This window comes from Pelagerythrobacter rhizovicinus (genome assembly GCF_004135625.1).
GTDB classification, from domain to species: domain Bacteria; phylum Pseudomonadota; class Alphaproteobacteria; order Sphingomonadales; family Sphingomonadaceae; genus Pelagerythrobacter; species Pelagerythrobacter rhizovicinus.
The window spans coordinates 872143-889382 of the sequence record NZ_SDPV01000002.1; the positions used below are offsets into that span (position 1 = coordinate 872143).

Annotated in this window: 19 protein-coding genes; 4 read left to right on the forward strand and 15 right to left on the reverse strand. The window is 68.2% G+C overall.

Annotated elements, in window-relative coordinates; all coding sequences use genetic code 11:
* Positions 1-16: 16 nt before the first annotated feature.
* Positions 17-694, forward strand: coding sequence for an NnrU family protein (locus ETX26_RS12055; RefSeq protein ID WP_129524916.1), 678 nt, complete (start codon positions 17-19; stop codon positions 692-694).
* Here ETX26_RS12055 and ETX26_RS12060 read toward each other — a convergent pair.
* From ETX26_RS12060 to rpe, 8 genes are all read right to left on the reverse strand, one after another.
* Positions 691-1503, reverse strand: a complete 813-nt coding sequence (locus ETX26_RS12060; RefSeq protein WP_129524917.1) for an alpha/beta hydrolase — start codon at positions 1501-1503, stop codon at positions 691-693. The two genes, ETX26_RS12055 and ETX26_RS12060, sit on opposite strands and share 4 nt — an antisense overlap.
* A gap of 12 nt (positions 1504-1515) precedes the next feature.
* Positions 1516-3438, reverse strand: coding sequence for a 1-deoxy-D-xylulose-5-phosphate synthase (gene dxs / locus ETX26_RS12065; protein WP_129524918.1), 1923 nt, complete (start codon positions 3436-3438; stop codon positions 1516-1518).
* A 55-nt stretch (positions 3439-3493) separates the two neighbouring features.
* Entirely contained in the window at positions 3494-3964 is a 471-nt protein-coding gene (locus ETX26_RS12070) for a Fur family transcriptional regulator (RefSeq protein ID WP_129524919.1), read from the reverse strand.
* Positions 3965-4001: 37 nt separating this feature from the next.
* Entirely contained in the window at positions 4002-4598 is a 597-nt protein-coding gene (msrA, locus tag ETX26_RS12075) for a peptide-methionine (S)-S-oxide reductase MsrA (protein ID WP_129524920.1), read from the reverse strand.
* A 77-nt stretch (positions 4599-4675) separates the two neighbouring features.
* Positions 4676-4813, reverse strand: coding sequence for a hypothetical protein (locus ETX26_RS14355; RefSeq protein ID WP_165271764.1), 138 nt, complete (start codon positions 4811-4813; stop codon positions 4676-4678).
* A 136-nt stretch (positions 4814-4949) separates the two neighbouring features.
* Positions 4950-6551 (reverse strand): bifunctional phosphoribosylaminoimidazolecarboxamide formyltransferase/IMP cyclohydrolase, encoded by a 1602-nt coding sequence (gene purH, locus ETX26_RS12080; RefSeq protein WP_129524921.1) that lies wholly within the window; start codon positions 6549-6551, stop codon positions 4950-4952.
* Positions 6548-8425 (reverse strand): heparinase II/III family protein, encoded by a 1878-nt coding sequence (locus ETX26_RS12085; RefSeq protein ID WP_129524922.1) that lies wholly within the window; start codon positions 8423-8425, stop codon positions 6548-6550. Before ETX26_RS12085 ends, purH begins: the two co-directional genes overlap by 4 nt.
* Positions 8425-9087: a ribulose-phosphate 3-epimerase gene (gene rpe, locus ETX26_RS12090; RefSeq protein WP_129524923.1), complete on the reverse strand. Its 663-nt coding sequence runs from the start codon at positions 9085-9087 to the stop codon at positions 8425-8427. The genes ETX26_RS12085 and rpe overlap by 1 nt, the downstream gene beginning before the upstream one ends.
* A gap of 255 nt (positions 9088-9342) precedes the next feature.
* Between rpe and ETX26_RS12095 the strand changes: the two genes are divergently transcribed.
* Complete coding sequence (locus tag ETX26_RS12095; protein ID WP_129524924.1) at positions 9343-9840, forward strand: DUF2141 domain-containing protein; 498 nt, start codon at positions 9343-9345, stop codon at positions 9838-9840.
* On the opposite strand, the gene ETX26_RS12100 is transcribed toward ETX26_RS12095, so the two are convergent.
* The 3 genes from ETX26_RS12100 to ETX26_RS12110 form a co-directional block, all read right to left on the reverse strand.
* Positions 9818-10456, reverse strand: a complete 639-nt coding sequence (locus ETX26_RS12100; protein WP_129524925.1) for an acyl-CoA synthetase family protein — start codon at positions 10454-10456, stop codon at positions 9818-9820. The two genes, ETX26_RS12095 and ETX26_RS12100, sit on opposite strands and share 23 nt — an antisense overlap.
* A gap of 83 nt (positions 10457-10539) precedes the next feature.
* Positions 10540-10980: a hypothetical protein gene (locus tag ETX26_RS12105; RefSeq protein WP_129524926.1), complete on the reverse strand. Its 441-nt coding sequence runs from the start codon at positions 10978-10980 to the stop codon at positions 10540-10542.
* The gene (locus ETX26_RS12110; RefSeq protein WP_129524927.1) at positions 10970-11662 is read right to left on the reverse strand and encodes an EI24 domain-containing protein; all 693 of its coding nucleotides are present in this window, start codon (positions 11660-11662) and stop codon (positions 10970-10972) included. The genes ETX26_RS12105 and ETX26_RS12110 overlap by 11 nt, the downstream gene beginning before the upstream one ends.
* Before the next feature lie 107 nt (positions 11663-11769).
* Here ETX26_RS12110 and ETX26_RS12115 point away from each other — a divergent pair, with 107 nt between their 5' ends.
* Complete coding sequence (locus ETX26_RS12115; protein WP_404825291.1) at positions 11770-12780, forward strand: adenosine kinase; 1011 nt, start codon at positions 11770-11772, stop codon at positions 12778-12780.
* A gap of 64 nt (positions 12781-12844) precedes the next feature.
* On the opposite strand, the gene ETX26_RS12120 is transcribed toward ETX26_RS12115, so the two are convergent.
* Together ETX26_RS12120 and ETX26_RS12125 are read right to left on the reverse strand one after the other, a co-directional pair.
* Positions 12845-13642, reverse strand: coding sequence for a LytR/AlgR family response regulator transcription factor (locus ETX26_RS12120; protein WP_129524928.1), 798 nt, complete (start codon positions 13640-13642; stop codon positions 12845-12847).
* The gene (locus tag ETX26_RS12125; RefSeq protein ID WP_129524929.1) at positions 13639-14850 is read right to left on the reverse strand and encodes a sensor histidine kinase; all 1212 of its coding nucleotides are present in this window, start codon (positions 14848-14850) and stop codon (positions 13639-13641) included. The genes ETX26_RS12120 and ETX26_RS12125 overlap by 4 nt, the downstream gene beginning before the upstream one ends.
* A gap of 93 nt (positions 14851-14943) precedes the next feature.
* On the opposite strand from ETX26_RS12125, the gene ETX26_RS12130 reads away from it, so the two are divergent.
* A complete protein-coding gene (locus ETX26_RS12130; protein ID WP_129524930.1) occupies positions 14944-15564 on the forward strand; it encodes an HD domain-containing protein in 621 nt (206 codons plus the stop codon).
* Positions 15565-15585: 21 nt separating this feature from the next.
* Here the strand turns inward: ETX26_RS12130 and ETX26_RS12135 are convergent, their stop codons facing one another.
* Entirely contained in the window at positions 15586-16542 is a 957-nt protein-coding gene (locus ETX26_RS12135; protein ID WP_129524931.1) for a M48 family metallopeptidase, read from the reverse strand.
* The gene (locus tag ETX26_RS12140) at positions 16539-17237 is read right to left on the reverse strand and encodes a DsbA family protein (protein WP_225425758.1); all 699 of its coding nucleotides are present in this window, start codon (positions 17235-17237) and stop codon (positions 16539-16541) included. The genes ETX26_RS12135 and ETX26_RS12140 overlap by 4 nt, the downstream gene beginning before the upstream one ends.
* Between the last annotated feature and the right edge of the window lie 3 nt (positions 17238-17240).

Genomic DNA, 17240 nt, shown 5'->3' on the forward strand with positions numbered 1-17240 from the left:
TTCGGGGAGAAATGTCGTGAATGAAGCCCTTCTGTCGCTGAGCGCCGCCGCGATCGCTTTCGTCGGCACGCATTTTGCGCTGTCCCATCCCCTGCGCGCGCCGCTCGTGCGAGCAGTGGGCGCCGGGCCCTTCCTTGTGATCTATTCACTGGTGGCCCTGGCGACTTTCGTCTGGATGGTCCTGGCCTTCCGCGCCGCGCCGCCCGCCGATCTCGGCGGATCGGGGCAGATCGGCTGGATCGTCGCCACCGTACTCACGCTCCCCGCGCTCGTGCTGTTCCTCGGCTCGCTGCGGAAGAACCCGGCGCTGCCGGACCCGCGGGCGGAAGCGATGACGAGCCGGGCTGCCGGCGGCGTCTTCGCCGTCACGCGCCATCCGATGATGTGGGGCTTCGCGCTCTGGGCCATTTCGCACATCGCGCTGTGGTGGAGCGTTCGCACGCTGATCGTCGCGGGCTCCGTGCTGTTCCTCGCCCTCGTCGGCGCGCACATGCAGGACCGCAAGAAACGCGCCCTGATGGGCGAGGCCTGGACCGCATGGGAAGCCCGGACGACCTACTGGCCCCGCTGGACCGCCCTCCCGCGCGCCGGATGGCGCCTGTGGCTCGTCGCGCTGGTGCTATGGCTGGTGATCACCTGGTCGCACATCCACGCGGCCGGCATCCCCGCCGGCGTGTGGCTGTGGATCGGCTAGATAGGTTCGGGACACGCGGCCAGAAAGCGGAGCATTCGTGCCTGGGCCACGTCGTGCCAGGCGAGATCATGACCGTAACCGGCAAGGATGGCGAGTTCGACCGACGGCTCCGCCTCGGCCAGCGCGAGCGCATGGGAGGCGGGAATGAGCGAGTCCGCGTCGCCGTGCAGCACCAGTATCGGCGCATTCACCGCGGCGATCTTATCGACGTTCTCGAAGCGGTCGTGAAGCAGGATATCCGTCGGCAGCCAGCGAAATCTCTCGCCCACCAGCCGGGACAGGCTCGCGAACGGGGATATCAGCACCAGCGCGCGCGGGCGGATCTCCGTGGCGATCTGGGTCGCCACGCCCGAACCGATCGAGTTGCCGACCAGGACGACGTCGGCCGGCTCCACCCCGCGCCGCTCGAGGAATGCAATCGCAGCACGGCCGTCGGCGTAGAGTCCGTGCTCGCTAGGTCGCCCGGGATTGCCGCGGTAGCCGCGATATTCGGCGGCGAGAACGCCGTAGCCCTCCAGCACCATGCGGTCGGTCGCGGCGACGCTCGACGGCCACGCGGCGCCGTTGCCGTGGAAGTAGACGACGGTCGGATAGCCGGCGCGGGCGGGCCTGTACCCGGCGTGAAGCGTCAGGCCATCGGCAGTATCATAGGCGACCCGCTCGAAGCTCGCGGGCGCGGCGCCGGGGTCGCGCGGCGCTGGGTAGATAAAGCTGCGCTGGGCGAGGAACAGCGCGGCCGCGAGAAGGACATAGAGACCGGCAAGGAGCGCCAGGACGGTCAGCACGCGCTGCCCGAGCCTCCTTGCCACGGCCCCGCCCGCTCAGGCGCGGGCCTCCGCCACGCCGGCGCTGTTGTGGCGTAGCGCCTTGAGCACCGTCTCGACGATGTGCGTCGCGTTGAGCCGGGCTTCGTCGTACTGCTTCGCCGGGTCGTCGTGGTCCTGGAACATGTCGGGCAGGCGCATGGTGCGGATCTTGAGCCCCGCGTCGGTCAGGCCCTCGTCGCTGGCGAAGGTCAGGACGTGGGCACCGAGGCCGCCGATCGCGGCTTCCTCGATCGTCACGACCACTTCGTGCGTGCGCATGAGCTTCTCGATCAGCGCGGTGTCGAGCGGTTTGGCGAAGCGCATGTCGGCGACGGTGGTGGACAGGCCCTTGGCCTCGAGCTGGTCGGCGGCCTTGAGCGCCTCGTGCAGGCGCGTGCCGAGGCTGAGCAGCGCGATCTTGCTGCCCTCGCGCACCACCCGGCCCTTGCCGATCTCGAGTTTCTCGGGCTTTTCGGGCAGCGGCACGCCGACGCCCGCGCCGCGTGGATAGCGGAAAGCGATCGGCCCCTCGTCATACTCGGCGGCGGTGTAGGTCATGTGGACCAGCTCCGCCTCGTCCGCCGCGGCCATGACGACGAAGTTGGGCAGGCTCGCGAGATAGGTCACGTCGAACGAGCCGGCGTGCGTGGCCCCGTCCGCGCCAACCAGGCCGGCCCGGTCGATCGCGAAGCGCACGGGCAGGTTCTGGATCGCAACGTCGTGCACGACCTGGTCGTAGGCGCGCTGGAGGAAAGTCGAATAGATCGCCGCGAAGGGCCGCATGCCCTGCGCGGCAAGCCCGGCGGCGAAGGTGACGCCATGCTGCTCGGCAATGCCGACGTCGAACGCGCGTTCGGGGTGGGCCCGGGCGAACCGGTCGACCCCGGTGCCGCTCGGCATCGCGGCGGTGATGGCGCAGATGCGCAGATCGCTCTCTGCCAGCTTCGCCAGCGTGTCGCCGAACACGTTCTGATAGTTCGGCGGGCCGCCGCTCGACTTCTTCTGCTCGCCGGTGATGACGTCGAACTTGGCAACGCCGTGGTACTTGTCGGCGCTGTTCTCGGCCGGGGCGTAGCCCTTGCCCTTCTTGGTAACGACATGAACCAGGATCGGCCCCTGCTCGCTGTCGCGCACGTTCTCCAGCACCGGGATCAGATGATCGAGGTCGTGCCCGTCGATCGGACCAACGTAGTAGAAGCCGAGCTCCTCGAACAGCGTGCCGCCGGTGACCATGCCGCGCGTGTATTCCTCGGCCTTCTCCAGCCCTGAATGGACCCTGCGGCTGAGCTTCCTGGAAATGCGCGAGGCGAGGCTGCGCAGGCCGAGGTACTCGCTGGAGGAGACCATGCGCGCGAGATAGGCGGAGAGCCCGCCCACCGGCGGCGCGATCGACATGTCGTTGTCGTTGAGGATCACGATCAGCCGGTTTCCGGCCTGCTCGGCATTGTTCATCGCCTCGTAGGCCATGCCGGCGCTCATCGCCCCGTCGCCGATCACCGCGATCGCCTTGCCCGGGCGGTCGTTGAGCTTGTTGGCCACGGCAAAGCCGAGACCGGCCGAGATCGAGGTCGAGGAGTGCGCGGCGCCGAACGGGTCGTATTCGCTCTCGCTGCGCTTGGTGAAGCCCGAGAGGCCGCCGCCCTGGCGCAGGGTGCGGATGCGGTCGCGCCGGCCGGTCAGGATCTTGTGCGGATAGGCCTGATGGCCGACGTCCCAGATCAGCTTGTCCTCGGGCGTGTTGAAGACGTAGTGGATCGCGACGGTCAGCTCGACCACGCCGAGCCCGGAGCCGAGGTGCCCGCCGGTGCTGCCCACCGCGTCGATCATTTCCGTCCGCAGCTCGTCGGAAAGCTGGCGGAGACGGCTCTTGTCGATCCGGCGGAGATCCTGCGGCGTGGCGACCGTGTCGAGCAGAGGCGTGTCGGGGCGTTGACTCATGGCAAAGCTTTACACGGGCGAAGCGTGACTGTCGATGAACGCGTTGCCGCGCACGTCAGCCGGCGCAAGTCTCGCACAGCCCGCGCACCTCGATGATCGGACGGCGCGTCCGGAAGCGGCTGGCCTTCGCCACGCCGCGAACCCCGCCGGAGACGGCGTCGTCGTCCACGTGGGTCGCTTCCCCGCATTCGTCACAAACGAGGAAGATGCAGTCGTGCTCGCACCCGGGATGGGTGTTGGCGAGATAGGCGTTGGCGCTTTCGACCCGCATGGCGAGATTGTTCGCCACGAACAGATCGAGAATGCGGTAGACGCTGTTGGGCGCCACCCGCTTGCCGCGCGCGGCCGAGAGATTGTCGGCTATGTCGTAGGCGGAGGCGGGGCGTTCGTGACGCGCGAGTTCCTCGAACACCGACTCGCGCATTCCGGTCCACTGCTCGCCTGCCGCGACGAGTGCGTCGCGTGCGGCGGTGATGAGATCGCTTCCACTGTGTTCGTGGTGTGAATGTTCGTGCTGGGTCGCCATGCATGCGGATATAGCGATTGCGTCGCCCGCGCGCCACTCAATCGCGTGCGGAGGCGGCGCGGTAGAGGCGAGGGTAGAGCCGCGCGAGAGCGGCGATCCGGGGGCGATCCCACCGCAAGACGTATCCGTGGCCCGGATTGCGGGCCGCAAAGTCCTGATGGTGATCCTCGGCGGGATAGAACGCCCGGTAGGGTTCGATCGCGGCCACAATCGGCGCATCCCACAGGCGCGAGGCTTCCATCTGGTCGAGATAGGCCGCAGCCACCGCACGCTGCTCTGCATCGAGGGGAACGAGCGCGGTGCGGTACTGCGCACCCTCGTCCGGACCCTGGCGGTTGCGCAGCGTCGGGTCGGCTACGACGGAGAAGAAGATGCGGACCAGTTCGTCGTAGCGAACCTGCGCGGGATCGTAGGTCACCGCCACGGCTTCGGCGTGGTCGGTCAGGCCGGTAGTGACGAGATCGTAGCGCGCCTGCCGCTCGGTGCCGCCATGATAGCCGGAGACCGCGCCGGTCACGCCTTTGACATGGCTGAAGACGCCTTCCACGCCCCAGAAGCAACCACCCGCGAAGATCGCGGTTTTCAGACCGGAGGTTTCGCGCGCCACGCGCTCGGGCGTCGGGGCGTGGACCATGCTTTGCGCCAGATCGGCCGGTTGCTGACAGGCACTCAGGGCCAGCAGAGCGGCACCGAGGGGCGCAAAAGCGGGCTTCACTTCAAGACGGCGGCCTCGGCCTGCGGCAGGACGGCGCCGACGATGTCGGGAGATGCCTGCAGGGCGACGATCACGGCGCCCGCGGCGAAGCCGATGGCAAAATTGCGGAAGAGATCGGTCTTGAACAGGTTCATCGGCTTCGTCTTTTTCAGCGATACATCTTGCCGCGCGGTCTAGCAGGCCGCGCTTGCCGTTGACTGAACATGGTGTTCGGGATCGGTTTACGAAAGGGGTGGGCGCGAGGCCCCGCGCCAACTTTGCGTTTACGCCCTAGTGGCGAAAGTGTCGCATTCCGGTGAAGACCATCGCCAGGCCCGCCTTGTTCGCTGCGGCGATCACTTCCTCGTCGCGGATCGAGCCGCCGGGCTGGATCACCGCCGTCGCGCCGGCTTCGGCCGCCGCGAGCAGCCCGTCGGCGAAAGGGAAGAAGGCGTCGGATGCGACCGCACTGCCCACCGTGCGCGACGCGGCCCAGCCGTAGGTCTCCGCCGCTTCGGCGGCCTTCATCGCGGCGATACGGCTCGAATCGCGGCGGTTCATCTGGCCCGCGCCGATGCCCGCCGTCGCGCCGTCCTTGGCGTAGACGATCGCGTTAGACTTGACGTGGCGCGCCACCGTCCAGGCGAACAGGCAATCCTTCAGTTCCTGCTCGGTCGGTTCGCGCTCGGTGACCACCTTGAGGTCGGCCGGGGCGATCGCCCCGTTGTCGCGGCTCTGTACCAGCAGCCCGCCGGTGATCGGCTTGACCGCTAGGCCGCCGCGGCGCGGATCGGGGAGGTCGCCGGTGACGAGCAGGCGCAGGTTCTTCTTCTTCGCGAAGGCCGCCCGCGCCTCCTCGCTCACCGAGGGCGCGATCACGACTTCGGTGAAGATCTCGCAGATCGCCTCCGCCGTCGGCCCGTCGAGTTCGACATTCACGCAGACGATCCCGCCGAAGGCCGAGACACTGTCGCAAGCGAGCGCTTCCTCCCACGCTTCAAGCAGCGAGCCGCGCTGGGCGACGCCGCAGGGGTTTGCGTGCTTGACGATCACCACCGCCGGGTCACCACTCGCAAACTCGGCGCAGAGCTCGAGCGCGGCGTCGGCGTCGTTGTAGTTGTTGTAGCTGAGCTCCTTGCCCTGGAGCTGCTCGGCCTGCGCGATGCCGCGCGCGTGCGGACCGACGGGCGTATAGAGCGCGGCCTTCTGGTGCGGGTTCTCGCCATAGCGCAGCTCGGCCGCGCGGCGGCCGTTGACCGCCAGCATCTCGGGAAAGGTCTCTCCCTGATCGGCGAAGGCGAACCACTGGCTGATCATCGAATCGTAGGCAGCGGTCGCGGCGAAGGCCTTGGCCGCCATCTGGCGGCGGAAATCGAGCGACGTGCCGCCGTCGTGACCGGCGAGCTCGTCCAGCAGATCGTCGTAGTCGGCCGGATCGGTCACGATGGTGACGAACTGGTGGTTCTTCGCCGCCGAGCGGACCATGCTGGGCCCGCCGATGTCGATGTTCTCGATGATCTCCTCGCGCTCGGCGCCGCGGGCGACAGTCGCCTCGAACGGGTAGAGGTTGACCACGACCAGATCGATCGCGCCGATGTCGTGCGTTTCCATCGCCGCGGCATGTTCGGGGTTGTCGCGCACCGCCAGCAGGCCGCCGTGGACCATCGGGTGCAGCGTCTTGACCCGCCCGTCCATCATCTCGGGAAAGCCGGTGAGGTCGGAGACGTCGCGCACGGCCAGCCCGGCCTCGCGCAGAGCGCGCGCGGTGCCGCCGGTGGAGACCAGCTCGACGCCGCCCTTGGCCAGCTTCGCGCCCAGATCCACCAAACCGCTCTTGTCGGACACCGACAGCAGTGCCCGCCTGATCGTCACGTCGCTCACTTGAATTTTCATCCCATCTTCTTGAGCAGCCAGGAGAAACTTCCCCCGCTGCGCGATGTCATCCCTTGAATGACCAGTTGTTCGATCGGATGGGGCTTGCCCAGTCCATCGACCCACAGGCTTTCCTCGATCGCCAGTTCGCCCGCCCCGTCGCCCTGCGGCAGGCGGAACTGCCAGTAGCTGCCGTCGGGCAGCGCGAGGCCGGCGCCCTTGCCGTCTTCCGACAAGCGTGCCTCGATCCCGGGGCCGAGGTGGAAGCGAATCGCGAAGGCGATCTTGCCGCGCTTGCCAGTCTTGCCTGCGGGCAGCAACACGTCCTCGCCGCGCAGCTCATGGCCGTTGTCGCGCAGGATCAGTATGCGGCGGTGCGTCAGGCCGTAGCGCGCGGCGTAACCGTCGTGGCTGGCCTCGATCCGGGTCGCGCTGCCGCCGTTGAGGTCGAGCATGCGGCGGTCGACCTCGACTTCGTTGACCCCGCTGCCGAGCTTGCCGCCGAGCAGCACCGCGGTCGAGTTCGCCTCGTCGAGCACGAGCGTCGAATGGGCCGCGGTCGCGCGCAAGCCCTGCTCGATCCGCGAGGGCACCTGCCCGCCGGCGAATGCCGCCCCGCCGCAATTGACGACCAGCCGCTGGCCGTCGACCGAGAATTCGAACGCCAGCGTCGAGGCGCAGCCGGACCGGGCGTGACGCGGCAGCGCCGGAGGCGCGGTGTCGAAGATCAGGACCGACTTGTGCGCCGCGACGCGCTGGTAGCCCCACTGGCGCGGTTCCTTGAGCGGCCGCGTGCGCACGCGGCTCGCTTCGACGAGAGCGGAAATGCGATCTGCGCCGACCGCGCCCGCGCCCTGCCAGTTGCCGAGGCCGCCGTCACCGTGCAGCAGCGAAAGCAGCGGCGGCACGAGCAATTGCAGCATCGTCTCGAGCACCTGCGGCGGATTGCGCTTCACCGCCTCGTAGCAGGCGCGCAGGTCCACCAGCGCAGCGATCGCGTCCATCTGCGCCAGCGGGCTGCGCGAGAGGACCCCGCCGTCCTCCGCCACCAGCTCGCCGAGCGCGCGCGCGAGCCCCGCTTCGGCGTAAAGCCGGCGGGGCTTGCCGTCGGGCAGGAGCAGCCCGGCGGCGGTGAGCGCCGTCCAGCCCGCCACCGCGCCGGGCCCGTCCTCCGCCTTCCCCACCTTGCGGTCGAGCCAGCGTGCGGTCTCCGCAATGGCAGCGAGTGTTTGCCCGCGCAGCTGCGTTCCCTCGCCCGAGAGGATCAGCGGCGCGAAGACGAGCCAGTTGCGCAGGCGATTGCCGACGTGCTCGATCTGCCACGCCGCTCCCTTCCCGGGGGTGGGGTTCGCTTCGAGCCAGGCGCGCAGCAGGCGCTCGGCGGTGGCGACGCACTGTTCGCGGGCGGCGCTGGCGGCGAGATCGCGAAGCCAGCCGAAGCCGTGCACGGTCCGCTCGAACGGCGGGGTGAGCCGCGCCACCGAGTCGAACTCCATCTGCGCGATCGGCGCCTTGACCCCGTAGATCAGGAAATGCCCAGCACGCAGCGCGACACCGGCCGCGCGGTCGCCGACGTAGGGGCTCTCGACCGTGCCGAGCAGCCGCGGCTTGGCCGGCTTGGCGAACGGCGCGGTGAGCGTCGATCCCGAGACGCCCAAGCTGTAGGCGAGGCGGATCAGCCGCTCGCCGGCACCGAGCCGGGGCGGCGCGAGATCGGAAAGGGCAAGCGAACGGCCGGGTTCGAGCACTTCGCGCTTGTCTCTTTCGTGGCGAGTCTTCTCGCGCCGGACCAGATCGTCGCCCCTGTCCGCATGCAGCGGCAGCGCAGGCTCCACCCAGTCGCGGTCGTCGGCGTCGCGGGCGCCTCTATCGGCGAGCGGCGCCACGCGGTCCATCAGCCTTCCCCCCTCAGGGCGGCAATATTGGCGGCGTAACGCTCGGGCCCGCCCTTGAACGTAGCGGAGCCGGCGACGAGCACATCGGCCCCGGCGGCAACGCAGAGCCGCGCGGTTTCCTCATTGACGCCGCCGTCGACCTCGAGCCGGATGTCGCGCCCGCTGGCCTCGATCATGCGGCGGATCGCCTCGGCCTTGCGCAACTGGCTGTCGATGAAGCTCTGTCCGCCGAAGCCGGGATTGACGCTCATCACCAGCACCAGATCGGCGAGGTCGAGCAGGTACTCGAGCGCCTCGGGCGGGGTGCCGGGATTGAGCACGACGCCCGCCTTCTTGCCCAGGGCGCGGATCGCCTGCAGCGTGCGGTGTACGTGCGGGCCGGCTTCGGGATGAACGGTGATGATGTCCGCCCCGGCCTCGGCGAACGCCTCCAGATAGGCGTCGACCGGGCTGATCATCAGATGGACGTCGAACGGCTTGTCGGTATGCGGGCGCAGCGCCTTCACCACCGCCGGGCCGATGGTGATATTGGGCACGTAATGCCCGTCCATTACGTCGATATGGATCCAGTCGGCACCCGCCGCGTCGATCGCGCGCACTTCCTCGCCCAGACGCGCGAAGTCGGCTGACAGGATCGAGGGAGAAATGAGCGGCGCGGCCATGGATCGATCGCAATGCAAACGGCGGGAACCTCCGCCTAGATCGCCCGGGGAATCGCGACAAGCAATGACCGGCGGCTTTTCCACACTGTGTGCACAAGGCGAGTCGTCCGGGCGATGAACGGTTGTCCAGCGGCGAATTCAGCGCCAATTAAGGCCTACGGCCGCAAACACGGCGCGAAACAGGGGCTCATCGCCGTGCCCCGGCGGCGCACCGCGCCGCGTTCAACCCACAGGAACGATGGACCGCACCAGACGATGACTCTCAGGAAAATCCTAGGACTCGCCGCCGGCGCGACGCTGGCGGCGAGCACGCTCGCGGCCGGACCGGCCCTGGCCTATCAGCAGAAGATCTCGAACGACCTCGACCGGTGCAGCACCGGCAACGGCCCTGCCGTCAAGGTGACGGTGACCGGCGTCAAGTCATCCAGCGGTACGATGCGCGTGCAGAGCTACCGCGGCACCAGCGCCGAATGGCTCAAGGAGGGCAAGTGGCTGAATCGTGTGGAAGCCCCGGCGCGCCGCGGTTCGATGACCTTCTGCCTGCCCGTGCCCGCCGCGGGCACCTACGCCGTCGCAGTACGTCACGACGTCAATGGCAACGGCAAGACGGACCTGCGCGAGGATGGCGGGGGAATGTCGAACAACCCGAGCATCAACATCTTCAATCTCGGCAAGCCGAGCTATACGAAGACGGCGTTCTCCGTCGGCGACAGCGTGAAGTCCATCACGATCAACATGAAGTACTGGGGCTGACGCCGCCCGGTGCGTCGAGCAGCGCCCGCCATTCGGGCGAGTTGTCGCCGCCCCGCGTGGCGCCGTCGATCCGCGACAGGAACTCCTCTGCCGGCGGGCCGGCATGAACCTGGCCCTGATCGGCGAAGAGGATACGCCGCACGAGACGGCATTCGGCACCGGTGATGCGGGGCGCGCCGCGTCGTCCGCCGACCCGCGTCGGTCCCGTGCCGGTCAGCACCGCCGTCTCGATCGCCGCCAGCGCATAGCACCGCAGAGTCTCGGGCACCCGCTCGGTGCGTTCGATGATGCGCACGAGCAGCTCGAGCTCGGCCATTGTCGCCAGCCCGCCGAGAGCGTCGAGCGCGCCGGTTAGCCAGCGCGCCGCTTCCTCGCTGCAGCGGTCGTGCGGGTCGCTGCTGTCGAGCAGGTGGGCGCTCAGCGTCTCGACGAAGAAGTCGGTCCATTCGCCGCTGGGGCGCGACAAGGTGCGATTGAGCGCAAGGATCTCCCGGGCTTCGTTGCGGCCGATCCGCCCTGCGTCCCATTCGAGCTGGCGCAGCGCGAGCAAGTGCGGAGCGGAGATTTCGCCATCCGCCGCGGTGGCGCGGGCGATATCGGCGAACTGGATGGTCATGGCCTCGCCCTCCTGCCGGTTCAGGGGGCGAGTTTCCGGCTCGGTTGGTTAAAAGCGGGTTACGATCGGACTCGGCCTGCCGCTCATCTGCGCCGAAGCGCCGCAACGCAGGCCGCGCGGTCGACGTCGAGGCTGTCGGAAGAGCGGCGCGCGTCGACATAGGTCGCTGTCGGCTCGGCATTGGGACGCAGCGGGTAGAGATAGACGTCGAGCACGCAGGCCTCGCCGGTAAACTGCAGCTTGCGCGCATCGCCTTCCCTCACGTCGAGCCGGGCGGCGCCGAAGGTCCGCTCGAGACTCTCCGCATTCGCGCCGATGATCCCTTCCAGTCCGGGCGCGTTCATCACGCGCGGAGCGCGGAAGGCGCCGGCCTGCGGCGGGGGAGCCGGACGCGTTGCCGGGGGTTCGGAAGGACTGCCGGCTGGTGGCGCCGCCGGGCCGGGCACCGAGGAGGGCTGCGGAACGGCGGCCGCGCATGCGCCGAGCAGCGGCAGCAGCGCGAGAGCGAGTAGTCTATGCTGCAACGTGACTTTCCTTGCTGCGATGGACGAGATGGACGGCTGCGGCGGCGCCGATCACCGGCGCAAGCAGGTTGACGAAGGGGACGGCGAGCAGGCCGGCGACCACCCCGCCTAGCAGGAACCGCTCGGGCGCGCGGATCGGCGCTTCGGCCCCCCGCGTGGGGCGATGCCGCGCCCAGGCGAGATCCTGCAGTTCGCGGCCGAGCAGCCATGCGTTGACCGCCCAGAACAGTACGGCCGGCCCGATCGCAGTGAACAGCAGCGGGATCGCAAGCACCAGCGCCACGAAGTTGGCGAGAACGGCGCGCAGCGTCGCTCGCGCGCTCATTCCCAACTCCTCGCGCCAGCCCGGATCGCGCGCGCTCGCACGCGCCTGCGGATAATGCCTCAGCTCCACCGCGCGGACGACCTCGTCGGCGAAGAACTGCAGCACCGCCAGCGCAACGATGCGGAACAGCAGCCATCCGCCGACCAGCATCAGAACCAGCCCCACCAGCGCGCCGATCTCACCGCTGCCCGCGACATCCCACCGGGCGAGCAGCGCCTCGATCCCCGCCGCCGCGCCGATACCCAGCGCGAGGAAGATCGCCAGCGTCGCGGCAATCGACTTCGCCAGCACACGCAGGATTGCAGGGTCGGTCAGCTGACCGGCCGCGCGGCCCAGAGCAGAGGGAAGCGAAAGCATCGGGGCGGGGAATGGGCCGGCCCGGCCGGCCAAGTCAATCGCAAAGCCTTGGCGCGAGAACCCGCAGCGGCTAGGCGCGGCACTTTCCCGGACAATCAGGATTCGCCGTGACTCAACAGACGCCCGAACCGCGCTACGACGTAATCGCCATCGGCAACGCCATCGTCGACGTGATGGCCCCGTGCAGCGAGGAGCTGATCGAGGAACTCGGTCTGAACAAGGGCGGGATGACCCTGGTCGACACCGCCCGCGCGCAGGAGCTCTACGATGCGATGGGTCCGGCACGGGAGATCTCGGGCGGATCGGCGGCCAACACGCTAGCAGGCCTGTCGGCGCTGGGCGCGCAGTGCGCTTTCATCGGTCAGGTCGCCGACGACCAGCTCGGCGAGGTCTTTGCGCACGATATCCGCGCCGTCGGCATCGATTTCGACACGCCGCCGCGCCGGGGCGACCCGCCCACGGCCCGCTGCCTGATCTTCGTCACGCCCGATGCGCAACGCACGATGAACACTTTCCTTGGGGCGAGCCAGTACCTGCCCCCGGCCAGGCTCGATGCCGAAGCCGTCGCCGCGGCGAAGATCCTCTACCTCGAAGGCTACCTGTGGGACCCGGAGGAGCCGCGCGCGGCCATGCGCCGCGCGATCGAGGCGGCCCGCGCCGCTGGCCGGAAGGTCGCCTTCACCCTATCCGAAGTCTTCGTGATCGAGCGCCACGGCGACGATTTCCGCGCGCTGATCGACGACGGGCTGATCGATATCCTGTTCGCCAACCACCTCGAACTTGCCGCGCTGACCGGCGAGAACGACCTCGAGGCCGGCCTCGCTGCGCTCAGGGACAAAGTGCCGACGCTGATCGTGACCTGCAGCGCGGACGGCGCGATCGCGCTCTCGGGCGGCGAGCGGGCGCGCGTCGACGCCGAGCCGATCGAGCGGGTGGTCGACACGACCGGCGCAGGGGATCTCTTCGCGGCGGGCTTCCTCTACGGCCACGTGAACGGCGAACCGCTCGCGACCTGCCTGCGCCGGGGCGCGATCGCCGCCGCCGAAGTGATCAGCCACTACGGCGCGCGGCCGGAGGCCGATCTGCAGAAGCTGATGGACGAGCGGCTGACCGCCTGACCGGCGCGCTTCGGGGGACCGAGCGCCCCCCTCCGAATTGAACCGGGCGCCCCTTGGGGGCGGATCAGTGCACGAAGCGCGCAACCACGTCGCGGTAGCTGCGGCTGACTTTCACTTCGGCGCCGCTGTCGAGCACGAGGAAGCATTCGCCGTTGGTATGCGGCCGCACCTGGCGGACCTGATCGAGATTGACGATGGTCGAGCGGTGCACGCGCTGGAACTTGCGCGGGTCGAGCCGGCGCTCGAGATCCTTCATCGTCTCGCGCAGGATCAGCGAATTGTCGCCGGTGTAGATGCACATGTAGTCGCCCGCGGCCTCGATATGCTCGATCGAGCCGACCTCCACGCGGAAGATCTGACCGCGATCCTTGACGTTGATCAGCTTCTCGAAACGATCGCTGGATTCGCTTTCGGTGTCCGCGAACTCCTCGGCCGCATCGGGCGCGACTTCGTTCAGCACGTTGAGAAGCTTCTCGGCCTCCTCTGCGGAGCGTTTCTCCGCCAGGCGCTGGCGCACGCGCTCGATCGTGTCGGCGAGCTTGTCGGGATCGACGGGCTTCATCAGGTAATTGACGGCATTCGCCTCGAACGCGCGGATCGCATGTTCCTGGAACGCGGTGACGAAGACGAACAGCGGCGGCTCGATCTCCATCACCCCTTTGACCACCGAGAACCCGTCGAACCCCGGCATCTGGATGTCGAGGAACACGAGATCCGGCTTCTCGGTCTTGATCTTGCGGATCGCCTCGCGCCCGTTGGCGCAAGTCTCGATCACTTCGACGTCCTCGAAAGGCTCCAGACGGACCTGGAGGCCTTGTATGGCAAGCTTCTCGTCGTCGACGATGATTGTGCGGATGGTCATGCTCTGGTTCCGATTGGCCGCTTCGCGATCGCAGCGGCAGGAGGGGGAGAAGGAGAATTTTCCGAAATACGCGACAGGGCGACGGCGGGTTCCTCCGCCTCCGCGAATTCGTGCGGGATCTCGATGATTACGGTGAAGCCCCCTTCGGGCGGAGTGCGGATTTCGAACAGGTGGTCGTCGCCATAGGCCTGCGCAAGACGGTTCCTGATATTGGCGAGGCCGACCCCGGTCGAAACCGCCTGACCCTCGCCTGTTATTGCGCTCGGCAGGCTGGAGCGCACGGGCGCTTGTTGCAAGCCCGGCCCGGTATCGGAAACGGTGACGCGCAGACGGTTTCCGACGAGTCGAGCCGCGACGCTGATTCGCGCGCCTTCCTCCTGCGGGGACACGGCATACTTGATCGCGTTCTCGACCAGCGGCTGGAGCAGCATCGAAGGCAGACGGGCGTGCGCCGCCGCGGGTTCGATGCTGAACTCGGTCCGCAGCCGCTCCTCGAAACGCATGCGCTCGATGCCCAGGTAGAGCTTGAGCGTCTCGACCTCCTGCGCCAGCGTCACCTTGCCGCCCGGCTGGCTGATCAGCGTGTGCCGCAAGAAAGACGACAACCGCGTGAGCATCGCATTCGCCGGCTCGGTCTGTTTGAGCAGCACCAGCGTGCTGATCGAATTGAGCGTGTTGAACAGGAAGTGCGGGTTGAGCTGGTAACGCAGCATGGCGAGCTGGGCGCTCGTCGCCTGCGTTTCCAGCCGTTCCAGCCGATCGGCCTGCTCCTCTACCTGAAGGAAGTAGTTGATCGCGTAGTAAAGCGCCGACCACGTGCCGAGCAGCGTGAAGGGCAGCATCGAGAAGCCGATCACGATGGTCGCGAAGCTGGATTCGCTTTGCGGCCGGTAGAGCATGAACACCCAGCCGTCGATCGCGGCATAGATGGACACCGCTATCGCGAGAACGACCGCGGTGACGCCCCAGGTCACCAGCGGTCGGCGGTTGATCAGCCTGCGATAGACGACCGAGAGGACGAGGCTGATCGAAAAGCCGGTCACGATCTCGATCGCCAGCGGAACCAGGAAATCGAGCGACTGGCCGTTCGCGACCCCTGTCACCGCGCGCAGCAGCATCGCCCCGCCCCAGCCGGCGAACTGCAGGTTCCAGAAGGCGCGGTTCTTGTTGGCGAAGAACGGCGTAGGTTGTGAAGGCAGCACGGCCATGTGACGGCTTTAGCCGATTTCGGCAGCGTTCGTCAGATTGTTTTGGCGCGCGGTCTGCGGCACGCTAGTGTGGTTCCACAAGGGAGAGCAGCGATGAAAGCAACCGATCACAACCTTCGCGATGCTCCGGAACGCGCAAGGTTCCGCGAGATGAAGAAGGGGACGGCCGAAGACTGGGCCATCATCGGCGGCGAGTACCGCCAGTTCGCCCGGGGGCTGCCCGACCGTGTGCTCGACCACCTGAGACTGCTCGACGGCGACTTCGGCGGCTTTCCGGTCTGTCGGCTGGAGCACTCGCTGCAGACCGCCACGCGCGCTCACCGCGACGGCCGCGACGAGCAGTACGTCGTCATGGCGCTGCTGCACGACATCGGCGATACGCTGGGCAGCTACAACCATCCCGAAGTCGCCGCCTCGATCATCAAGCCCTTCGTGCGCGAGGAACTGCGCTGGATATGCGAGCACCACGGGCACTTTCAGGGCTATTACTACTTCCACTACCTCGGCATGGACAAGGACGCGCGCGAGGCGTTCCGCGGGCACGAGCACTTCGATGCCTGCGCGGAATTCTGCGAGAAGTACGACCAGGCCGCGTTCGACCCCGACTACGAAAGCGAGCCACTGGCGTTCTTCGAGCCCATGGTGCGCCGGGTGATGGCGCGGCCGCTGGCGAGCCTCTACAAGCTCGAGGAGCAGGCCGAAGCGGCGGAATAGCGCGCTACTGGCCGGGCGAACCTACTCCTCGGCGATCTCGCGCCGGAAATGACGCGCCCAGTCGGCGCTGCCGTTCGGATTGCGCACTTCCTGCACGCGCGCGATCTCCATCTCGATCATCTCGGCGCGCTCGTCCCATCCTTCGTGCGTGCGCTTGCGAAACAGGCCGCCGCCGTGGCGTGGCCCCCAGCGGCGCATGAAGCGCAACGCAGCGCCGGGATCGTAGCCGGCGTTGGCTAGCAGCCACGGCATCATGCGGTCGGCCTCGCGCTCGGTAACGCGCACGTTCCGCCACCTGCGCCCGTGCACATCGAGCCAGGCGCGGTGCCGCAGGAGATTGTGCGCGAACTCGTGTGCGATGGCCGCGGCGAATTCGTCTTCAGGATAGGAGAGGCCGACGAACTTGCGCCCGATCACGACCCGGGTGCCCTCCGCCGCCGCGCCGTCGCCACCGATGATTTCGAAGCGGCTCGGGCAGGCGGGCACTCCCTCGAGCGTGACATCGCCCCGGCCGAGGAGCGTAACGAGCACCCTGCCGTCGGCTGCGAGCGAAGATTCGATCGCATCGTGCAGGCGGGCGAGGCGGCGCCAGTCCTCCTCATCGGCCGCAGGAAGAGCGGCGACGGCCATGCCGTCGATCGCCGCGATCTCGTCGTTGGGGCGCAGGCCCGCCGCCTCTGCGGGCGAGCCGGGCGCGACCGCCTGAACGGCGATCGGGCCGGCGATCCCGGCCGCCTTGCGCATTTCTTCCGGTTCTGCGTAGCCGGCCATGTCCTGCAACAGCAGGCCTACCGCGGGCCGCGCGTCGCTGCAGTAGGCCGCATTCCCGGCGGCGAGCCGCCATCCGATCGCGAGTAGCCGCGCGTCGCTTTGCTGGAGCGCGGCAAGCGCCGCTGCGGCCGCCTCCTCGCGAGATTCGGCCAGCGCCGGCTGCGCCAGCGCCAGGAGCAGCGCGAGCGCCGGTGCGGCGCGGATCACGGGCCGCGCGCTGCGGCGACCGCGTCCTGCAGCGCATCGTAGCCGATCGCCCCCTGGAGCACACGGCCTCCGACCACCCAGCTCGGCGTGCCCGAGAAACCGAGCTTGTCGGCAAGCTCCATGTTCTTCGCCAGTTCGCGCGAGGCCTCGTCCGACGCAGCAAAGCGCCGCGCCTCGGCCATATCCAGCGCCGCCGCCTGCGCGGCCTTCTCGATGCTCGCGGCACTGGGCGGGCCGAGCGCGAACATCGCATCGTGGAACGCCTCGAACTTGCCCTGGCGAGCGGCCGCAAGCGCCATGCGCGCGGCCTCCTCGCTGCCCTGGAAGATCGGCCATTCGCGAATAACGACCCGAAGGTCCGGGTTTTCCTCGACCAGACGCGCGACTTCGGGCTGGCTCAGCTTGCAGTAGGTGCAGCCGTAGTCGGTGAATTCGACCAGTGTCACTGCGCCTTCGGGATTGCCGAGCACCGCGCCGGGGAACGGCACTTCGACCTCGTCTGCAACCTGCTCCAGCCGTTCCTCCGCCTGCTTCGCCTGATAGCGGTCTGCCATTTCGGGAAGCAGTTCGGGGTTGTCGAGCAGATAGGCGCGGGTGTGCTTGTCGCCGAGCCCGCTCAGCGACCATACCGCGGCCCCGGCAAAGCCGAACGCGAGCGCGAGAAGCGCGACGACAAGATAATGGCGCATCGTCATGGG

What these genes read in the sequence shown, in the direction of transcription:
- ETX26_RS14355 (WP_165271764.1), bottom strand. Translation starts at nt 4,813, where the DNA reads ATGAACCTGTTCAAGACCGATCTCTTCCGCAATTTTGCCATCGGCTTC.
- ETX26_RS12130 (WP_129524930.1), top strand. Translation starts at nt 14,944, where the DNA reads ATGAAAGCAACCGATCACAACCTTCGCGATGCTCCGGAACGCGCAAGG.
- dxs (WP_129524918.1), bottom strand. Translation starts at nt 3,438, where the DNA reads ATGAGTCAACGCCCCGACACGCCTCTGCTCGACACGGTCGCCACGCCG.
- msrA (WP_129524920.1), bottom strand. Translation starts at nt 4,598, where the DNA reads ATGGTCCACGCCCCGACGCCCGAGCGCGTGGCGCGCGAAACCTCCGGT.
- ETX26_RS12140 (WP_225425758.1), bottom strand. Translation starts at nt 17,237, where the DNA reads ATGACGATGCGCCATTATCTTGTCGTCGCGCTTCTCGCGCTCGCGTTC.
- rpe (WP_129524923.1), bottom strand. Translation starts at nt 9,087, where the DNA reads ATGGCCGCGCCGCTCATTTCTCCCTCGATCCTGTCAGCCGACTTCGCG.
- ETX26_RS12125 (WP_129524929.1), bottom strand. Translation starts at nt 14,850, where the DNA reads ATGGCCGTGCTGCCTTCACAACCTACGCCGTTCTTCGCCAACAAGAAC.
- ETX26_RS12100 (WP_129524925.1), bottom strand. Translation starts at nt 10,456, where the DNA reads ATGACCATCCAGTTCGCCGATATCGCCCGCGCCACCGCGGCGGATGGC.
- purH (WP_129524921.1), bottom strand. Translation starts at nt 6,551, where the DNA reads ATGAAAATTCAAGTGAGCGACGTGACGATCAGGCGGGCACTGCTGTCG.
- ETX26_RS12070 (WP_129524919.1), bottom strand. Translation starts at nt 3,964, where the DNA reads ATGGCGACCCAGCACGAACATTCACACCACGAACACAGTGGAAGCGAT.
- ETX26_RS12120 (WP_129524928.1), bottom strand. Translation starts at nt 13,642, where the DNA reads ATGACCATCCGCACAATCATCGTCGACGACGAGAAGCTTGCCATACAA.
- ETX26_RS12095 (WP_129524924.1), top strand. Translation starts at nt 9,343, where the DNA reads ATGACTCTCAGGAAAATCCTAGGACTCGCCGCCGGCGCGACGCTGGCG.
- ETX26_RS12085 (WP_129524922.1), bottom strand. Translation starts at nt 8,425, where the DNA reads ATGGACCGCGTGGCGCCGCTCGCCGATAGAGGCGCCCGCGACGCCGAC.
- ETX26_RS12110 (WP_129524927.1), bottom strand. Translation starts at nt 11,662, where the DNA reads ATGCTTTCGCTTCCCTCTGCTCTGGGCCGCGCGGCCGGTCAGCTGACC.